Below are 6,625 nucleotides of genomic sequence, written 5' to 3'. Positions count from 1 at the left end.
GCCGCGGAAGGCGCCGAACCAGTCGCCCAAGCCGCAGGCCGCCATCCGGCGGCAGCGGCCCATCGCCCGCGCGCGGAAGACCCGGTCCCCGCCCTCGGCGACTCCGGATTGCGCGCGGCGGCGTAAAATTGCGAAACGAGCACAGGCCGGCATGCCGGGCCGGATGCGGAAGAGGATATGATGGCGGAAGAAAACAGAAAACCGAACACGGCCCACCCTGAAGCGCCTTTCTCCCGCCGCAACTTCTTCGGCGGATTATGGCATGGGGCGTTTCTGGCCCTGGGGATGGCGCTGACGCAACCGGCGACGGTCCTCCCGGCGTTTATCGTCGAGCTTACCGGCTCGACGGTCTGGGTAGGAGGCCTCACCACCGTGCTGGCTGTGGCCGGCGCCCTGCCACAGCTTTTTGTCGCCCGCTGGATCGACCCCCTGGTGTTCAAAAAACCCTATTTGTTGCTGGCCATCTATGTGCGCGTCCTGAGCTGGGGATTGCTGGCGTGGCTCATCTATCTCTTAGGCGGCCGATCTCCCCTCACCCTCGCCTGGATCCTGGTGGGCATACTGGTCCTTTTTTACGCCGGCGGCGGATTAGGAAATGTCCCCTTCACCGACATCATCGGGAAAATCATTCCGCCGGGAAAGCGGGGCGCCTTTTTCGGCGGCCGGGGCGCCCTGGCCGCGCCTCTTTCCATCGGCGCGGCGCTGGCGGCGCAGCAAATTCTGGCGCATGTGGCGTACCCCGAAAATTACGCCTGGCTGTTTGGCTCGGCCGCCGTCAGCCTGGGGATTGCTTCGTTGGGGTTTTGGATTATCCGGGAGCCTCCTTCTCCCGTTGCCAAGCGGCGCGCGCCGCCCTGGCGCGACTACCGAAAGCAGGTGACGAGAACCATCCGTCGCTTGAACCCGTTGACGATGGCGCAGCTCCTGACGGGTTTCAGCCTGATGGCTTTGCCCTTCTACGTGGTATATGCCCGCGAAAAGCTTGGGGCGCCGACGGAAGCCGTGGGTTGGTTTTTGCTGGCGCAGGTGCTGGGCGGGATAATCTTCAACATGGTTTGGGCGCACCTGGTGGACCGTTCCGGCAGCCGCCGCATGCTGTTCCTGTGCGCAGTCCTTTCTTTTTCCACGCCCTTGTTGGCGATTGCGCTCAGCCCGCTGGGCTGGCCGGCCTTGCTGCCGATCTTCTTCCTGGCCGGGGGAACCTCCAACGGGCGCGCCGTCGGTTTTCAGAGCGCACTGCTGGAGCTGTCGCCCGCGGACGAACGCGGGACGTACGCCGGCCTCAACGAAACGCTTATCCTGCCGGTCGCTTTCCTTCCCCTGGCGGCGGGCGTGTTTTTGCAATATGGATCGTATACGGCGCTCTTTCTATTAACAGCGGCGTGCATCGGCGCGGGCGCGATTGTCATAGGGCGCTGGCCGGTTCCGCAAAAGGCTTGAACTGGGTTTTCAAAGTCAAGAGGATGGCCCGTGATTGCCGCCGCAGAAAAACCGGGCCGACGCGCCTCCGCCGGGGCGGCGACGCAGGGCCATCCGGAGGGCATAAGCGGCAGTCGCCCGGGAAGCGCCTCTCCCCTGGCACCCCAGCGAGGACATGGCGAAAAACCGCCCGCGGCGCGCGTTTCGCTGGAGAGCCGAGCGTCAGGCATGCCGTTGCCCCCACGGCAACACGGAAAACCCCTTTTTTCCAGGACACTCCCGCTCAAACGCCCCCGCGGTAACGGGATCCCTTTCCATCGAACCGGTTGTCACCTTTCGATGAATCGCGCATCTAACAATCAATAGTGCGCCCAACCAGTAAAAAATGAGGGCTTTATGCGATACACACTTTCCGACGGAGGCTCGATTAATGCCTGTGCCGCCCAAAGTACAACCCAGGGTGATCGTTTTCAGCACCCCAAGTTGTTCGTTCTGCAATACGGCGAAGCGCTATTTTCGCGAAAAGGGAATTAAATTCAAAGATGTAGACGTCAGCCGAGACGCCGCCGCCGCCCGGGACGTCGTCCGCCGTTCCGGACAAATGGGCGTACCCGTCATCGATATCGGGGGGAAAATCGTTGTCGGCTTCGACCGCCCGAAGATCGACCGAATCCTCGCCATCAAATAGCTTCTGGGAGAAAAAATGACCGACCACAACATCCAGCCCCTCGGAGCCCGCGTAGTCGTTGAAGCGTTGGAACAGGAAAGCAAAACCTCGTCGGGGATTTATCTTCCGGAAACCGCCAAAGAAAAACCGCAAACCGGCCTGGTAGTCGCCATCGGGGACGACGAAGAAATCAAATTGGCGGTGGGAGATAGGGTCCTGTTCGCCAAATATACAGGGACCGAATTCAAGCTGGACGGGAAAGAGTTTATTTTAATGGAATACAACGACGTCCTGGCACGTCTGCAGTGATACACCCGTTCCGAGAGAAGGACAGGTCCGCCATGCATCTCTCCGTCGAGACGGTTCCTCCGCCTCATCCGCCATAGGAACGGCGGACTTGAGGACGGCATTCCCTCGTCCGCTCAATCGCGGCCCGATGCAGGGGTAAAACAGATGCAACCGAGAGCGCGCGGGAATCCCCCGCGCATCTTTCCGAACGGGGCGCCGCGCCGCACCGTTGCGGATGGAGTCCCACAGCCGGACAGAACACATCCAAAACCATAGGAGATGCCCAAAATGCTTCAAACCAATCTGAAACATGTCAACAGCAAAGAGGAATTGCAGGGGTTGATCACCAGCAACGAAAAAGTCGCCGTCTGCTGCGGCAGAATGGGGCCGATGTGCATTCCCGTCTACGACATTTTCGAGGTCTTTCAAGAGAAATATCCGGAGATTCAATTCCGGGATATGGATTTCGACATCCCCGACGCCTCCGTCATCCGGAATCTCCCGGAGTGCCGGAAATTTAACGGGCTGCCGTTTACCATCTATTACCGCAACGGCAAAGTGGTCAAAGCCACCACCAGCCTTCAATCGGCGAACCAAATCAAAGACGTCATCGAAGAGGTCTTTGCGTAGCTCCCGCGCCGTACATCCGACGGCTCCATGGCAACCTGTCGGGCCGGATCGGATCCGCGCAAATTCGCCTTAAGGAAAGGATCTGGATGAGCCAAGACCCGCATGCTTTCGATCTCATCATCATCGGCGCCGGACCGGCTGGCCTGGCGGCCGCCATCTATTCCTCGCGCGCCTCCGTATCCACGTTGGTGGTCGATGAAGCCTCCGCGGGCGGCCAGGTGAAGATCACGCACCAGGTCGCCAATTATCCGGGTTTTGTTGAACCCGTTGCCGGTTACGAATTGGCGCGAAACATGCGCCAACAGGCGGAAAAATACGGCGCCACGTTCAAGCTGGCCGCCAACCTCACCGCCATCCGATTGACGGGAGAGGAGAAACAAGTCTCCATAGACGACGAGGCCTACACGGCGAAAAATGTGATCCTCGCCACCGGTTCCTCTCCCCGCCTTTTGCAGGTGCCGGGCGAACAGGAGCACAAGGGCGACGGCATCTCGTACTGCGCGACCTGCGACGGGGAGTTTTATAAAGACAAGGATATCGTTGTGGTGGGAGGGGGCAACAGCGCCATGGAGGAATCGCTGTTGCTGGTACAGCTTGTCCGATCCATCACCGTCATCCACCAGTTCGACATCCTGCAGGCGGAAAAGATCACCGCGGAAAAAGTGATGAGCAACCCCAAGGTTTCCTTTTTATGGTCGCATGAACCCCGCGGGTTTGAAAAACGGGGAGAGAAAATGCTGGTGACGGCGGAGAATCTCAAAACGAAGGAATTGGTCACGGTGGAGCGCGACGGCGTCTTTATTTTTGTCGGAATGACGCCCAATGTGGAATTTTTAAAAGGCACCCCGCTGCAATTCACCGAACAGGGGTACATCATCACGAACGAAAAAATGGAAACCAATCTCGAAGGCGTGTATGCGGCCGGGGATGTGCGGGATAAAAAATACCGCCAGATCACCACGGCCGTCGGCGATGGAACCATCGCCGCGCTGGAGGTCATCCGGAAAAAATAGACCCGCGCTGAAACCCGCCCCGGTTCTGCAGAACCCGCAAAGGGCTCCGAAGTCCGCCGGCGGGAGGACCCGCTTCCCGCCCGTCTTCCGCCGGCCCGCTCCGCCGAATACGCCGCCGGCGGAGGAAAGGCGCGCGCTTCGCCGCATCTGTGCACAATACGGATCGCCGACCACACCCATGCCGGATGTCGCCAAAAGGCTGAAGCAACGGCCTTCTTCGGCGAAGCTTGCGCAAGGTACGTCGCGCTTCCCAAGGGAACCGGCGGAGCTCCTCGACGCAACGATCCGCGATAGCGTTACTCCTCCACTCCCGGCGTAGATAGTGAACGGAATTATTCTCCGGCGCATAGGCCGAAAGAAATTTTAATTCTTATCCGCCGTTCCATCCGAAGGCTTTTCCGGACTTTTTTCGATCGGCGGCATCGCAATCTATCCCAGACAACGATACTTTTCCCCATAAGATGGACCAGTAGCAATGGGAGAAACCGAACACCCCGCTCACTCCGGATCGACCCCGCGACCCGTTGGAAAGCGAACCGGTAAAACGATTGTTCCTCCTCTTGGTCTTCCACAATAGTGCAACCCCCCACGGACCATAACCCGGTCGGCACTCCTCGCGCCGGAAATAGCGCACCTTCCAAGCGCGGCGATTCCAAATCCAGGCCCGTCGTGATTTCGGACGGTGCCGTCTTTGGGAACGGCGGTTTGCTAAACAGCCTGGAATCCTTAGCGACGACAAACTCCGGCCTGCGGCGGATGACCTTGCGGGCGCCCGCCCGGCAGATCCGGCGGACGATCCCCATCCGCGCGGGGCGGGCGCCTACGAAGACCGCCTCCCGCCGCCCATGCAAAACCCGGCGGATGCGCGGGAGCCGATTCTACGTTTGCCGTGCGGACCGGGAAGGCGAGGGCGCGGAGTTCCCCCGGGCGGGCCGTTCGGCACTCCGGGTTTGCGCTGCGCCGCGATGCGCAAGCGGGGGATTAGATTTTGGAAACCTGAGGGACGATCCGCTTCCGGTTATGGTCCGCGATTTGCTTCATGTATTCGAGCGACGGCGGAGGGATCGGCACCTGGATTTCTTCCTTCAAGAAGGGCACGCCCTTCATCCTCCGGACGGTCATGTAGAGACGGATCGGATTGTTTTCGCTCCGGGCCATGATCAGGTTGTCGGCCGCGGATTCCAGCCGGGCGATTTCCTTGGGTTTGACGTTGTTGCTCACGGAAAAGATGTAGGTCCTCCGCTTGTCGTCCCGGAGTAGCGACACCATCTCTTCAAGGAGGGCCTCGCCGTAGGTGGGGGAGAACAGCAACAGATTGATGGCCGACCCGAAGACCAAAATGCCGGGCCCGTCCCCGGGAATCATGCCGAAGGCCTTTTCCAGAGCGTCATTCAGGATTCCGGGTTTGACCAGGTTGACCTTGATGACGTTCTCCTCCGGCTCCAGCATCCCCTCCAGAGAGACATCCAGGGACAGGAAGACCATCCGCCGGCGATGCTCCCCCAAATCCAAGCCGGTGATGATTTTCAAGCTTTCGTCGAGGAATTCAACGCTGGGATACTGCAGGGAAAGAAAAACCACGCTGCCTCCGGCCCTCATCCAAGACGCCACGAAATGATCCCCGATCAGCGGCTTGCCGCTGCCACCGGCTCCGCTGAGGATCGTGGATGTGCGGAGGGGCAAGCCTTCCGGCAGAAGCTTGTCCATCCAATCTATGCCGATTTTGAGCGTTGACATGGAATCGTCCTCCTTAACGGGGAATAAGGAACTCTTCGGTCCGGATTATCGCCCAAGCGCGGAACGGCGGCCTTCCCGAACGGATCGAACCCCGGGAGCAATCCGATCAGCCGCAACTTCACGCCGCCGCGGGCGCTTGCCCGTTCCGCGGCCGGTTCGCCGGCGTGCATCTCTCGCGGCGGCTCAACACGGGAACCATCCCGAGCGCGGCCGGTGCGGAATACATCCACCCGCTTCGGCGTAGAGATTCGAGCGGACCCGGCGCGGCGAAAACATACATCCGGGCGATCACTTTTTGTGCTCGGCGAGGACCTGCGGCATCGTCCGCCCCTGAGCGGCAAATTCCGCGGCCCTCAGTGCGTCGAAGCCCATCGCATGGGTAATCCGACGCTGATATAGCCGGTTCCATATCCGCGGACGGCTTGCCGCGGCGGGTTGCAGGCTCCGTCGGTTGCGGATTGGATGGGCATATGCCGTCCCGGTGGGTTGGATGCGCTATCCGCCCAAAGGTGACGGATTCCGCCGCGCCCATAAAGAACTTACTTGAAATTACGGCCCGAATCGCCGTGAACGGATAAATTCGCATCCGCGGAATGAGGAACGCCCCGAAGCCCGCCCCGCCGGGGTGAAATAACACCCCCTGTTCCTCCGGTGTTTTTCGGTTTCGAGGAGGAGCCTAGCTCCTGGAGTGAACAAGTCCCCGTGAAGTCCGGGAACGCGTTCGATCATGGAATGTCAGGTGAGGGTGGGAGGTCAGCCGATCAGCGCCCAACTCATCAGAAACGCGATCAGCGCGTTGAGGAGGATCGAAGCGTAATAGCAGACTCCGATCCCCGGCCGGCGGTCCTTTTCCGGATCCGCGACGACGACG

The 6,625-nt window shown here is 60.3% G+C and carries 6 protein-coding genes; 5 read left to right on the top strand and 1 reads right to left on the bottom strand.

Annotated elements, in window-relative coordinates:
- The first annotated feature begins 177 nt into the window (after window positions 1–177).
- The 5 genes from JW929_04040 (at window position 178) to JW929_04020 (ending at window position 4,017) form a co-directional block, all read left to right on the top strand.
- Window positions 178–1,440 carry an MFS transporter gene (locus JW929_04040; protein ID MBN1438559.1) on the top strand — a complete coding sequence of 421 codons (1,263 nt, stop codon included), beginning with the start codon at window positions 178–180 and terminating at the stop codon, window positions 1,438–1,440.
- A 409-nt stretch (window positions 1,441–1,849) separates the two neighbouring features.
- Window positions 1,850–2,107 carry an NrdH-redoxin gene (locus JW929_04035; GenBank protein MBN1438558.1) on the top strand — a complete coding sequence of 86 codons (258 nt, stop codon included), beginning with the start codon at window positions 1,850–1,852 and terminating at the stop codon, window positions 2,105–2,107.
- Between the two features lie 15 nt (window positions 2,108–2,122).
- Window positions 2,123–2,395 (top strand): co-chaperone GroES, encoded by a 273-nt coding sequence (locus JW929_04030; protein ID MBN1438557.1) that lies wholly within the window; start codon window positions 2,123–2,125, stop codon window positions 2,393–2,395.
- Window positions 2,396–2,662: 267 nt separating this feature from the next.
- Window positions 2,663–3,004 (top strand): thioredoxin family protein, encoded by a 342-nt coding sequence (locus tag JW929_04025; GenBank protein ID MBN1438556.1) that lies wholly within the window; start codon window positions 2,663–2,665, stop codon window positions 3,002–3,004.
- A gap of 86 nt (window positions 3,005–3,090) precedes the next feature.
- Window positions 3,091–4,017, top strand: a complete 927-nt coding sequence (locus JW929_04020) for an FAD-dependent oxidoreductase (protein ID MBN1438555.1) — start codon at window positions 3,091–3,093, stop codon at window positions 4,015–4,017.
- 981 nt (window positions 4,018–4,998) lie between these two features.
- On the opposite strand, the gene JW929_04015 is transcribed toward JW929_04020, so the two are convergent.
- A complete protein-coding gene (locus tag JW929_04015) occupies window positions 4,999–5,754 on the bottom strand; it encodes a hypothetical protein (GenBank protein ID MBN1438554.1) in 756 nt (251 codons plus the stop codon).
- Window positions 5,755–6,625: the final 871 nt, after the last annotated feature.

The sequence above is a fragment of the Anaerolineales bacterium genome (assembly GCA_016928575.1).
Classification (GTDB): Bacteria; Chloroflexota; Anaerolineae; order Anaerolineales; family RBG-16-64-43; genus JAFGKK01.
Note: the sequence above shows the minus strand (reverse complement) of the source record. Positions and strands in the feature narration are given on the sequence as shown.

Bases quoted from the DNA above. Each gene is read 5' to 3' on its own strand.
- JW929_04015 (MBN1438554.1), bottom strand. From the start codon at position 5,754: ATGTCAACGCTCAAAATCGGCATAGATTGGATGGACAAGCTTCTGCCG.
- JW929_04020 (MBN1438555.1), top strand. From the start codon at position 3,091: ATGAGCCAAGACCCGCATGCTTTCGATCTCATCATCATCGGCGCCGGA.
- JW929_04025 (MBN1438556.1), top strand. From the start codon at position 2,663: ATGCTTCAAACCAATCTGAAACATGTCAACAGCAAAGAGGAATTGCAG.
- JW929_04035 (MBN1438558.1), top strand. From the start codon at position 1,850: ATGCCTGTGCCGCCCAAAGTACAACCCAGGGTGATCGTTTTCAGCACC.
- JW929_04030 (MBN1438557.1), top strand. From the start codon at position 2,123: ATGACCGACCACAACATCCAGCCCCTCGGAGCCCGCGTAGTCGTTGAA.
- JW929_04040 (MBN1438559.1), top strand. From the start codon at position 178: ATGATGGCGGAAGAAAACAGAAAACCGAACACGGCCCACCCTGAAGCG.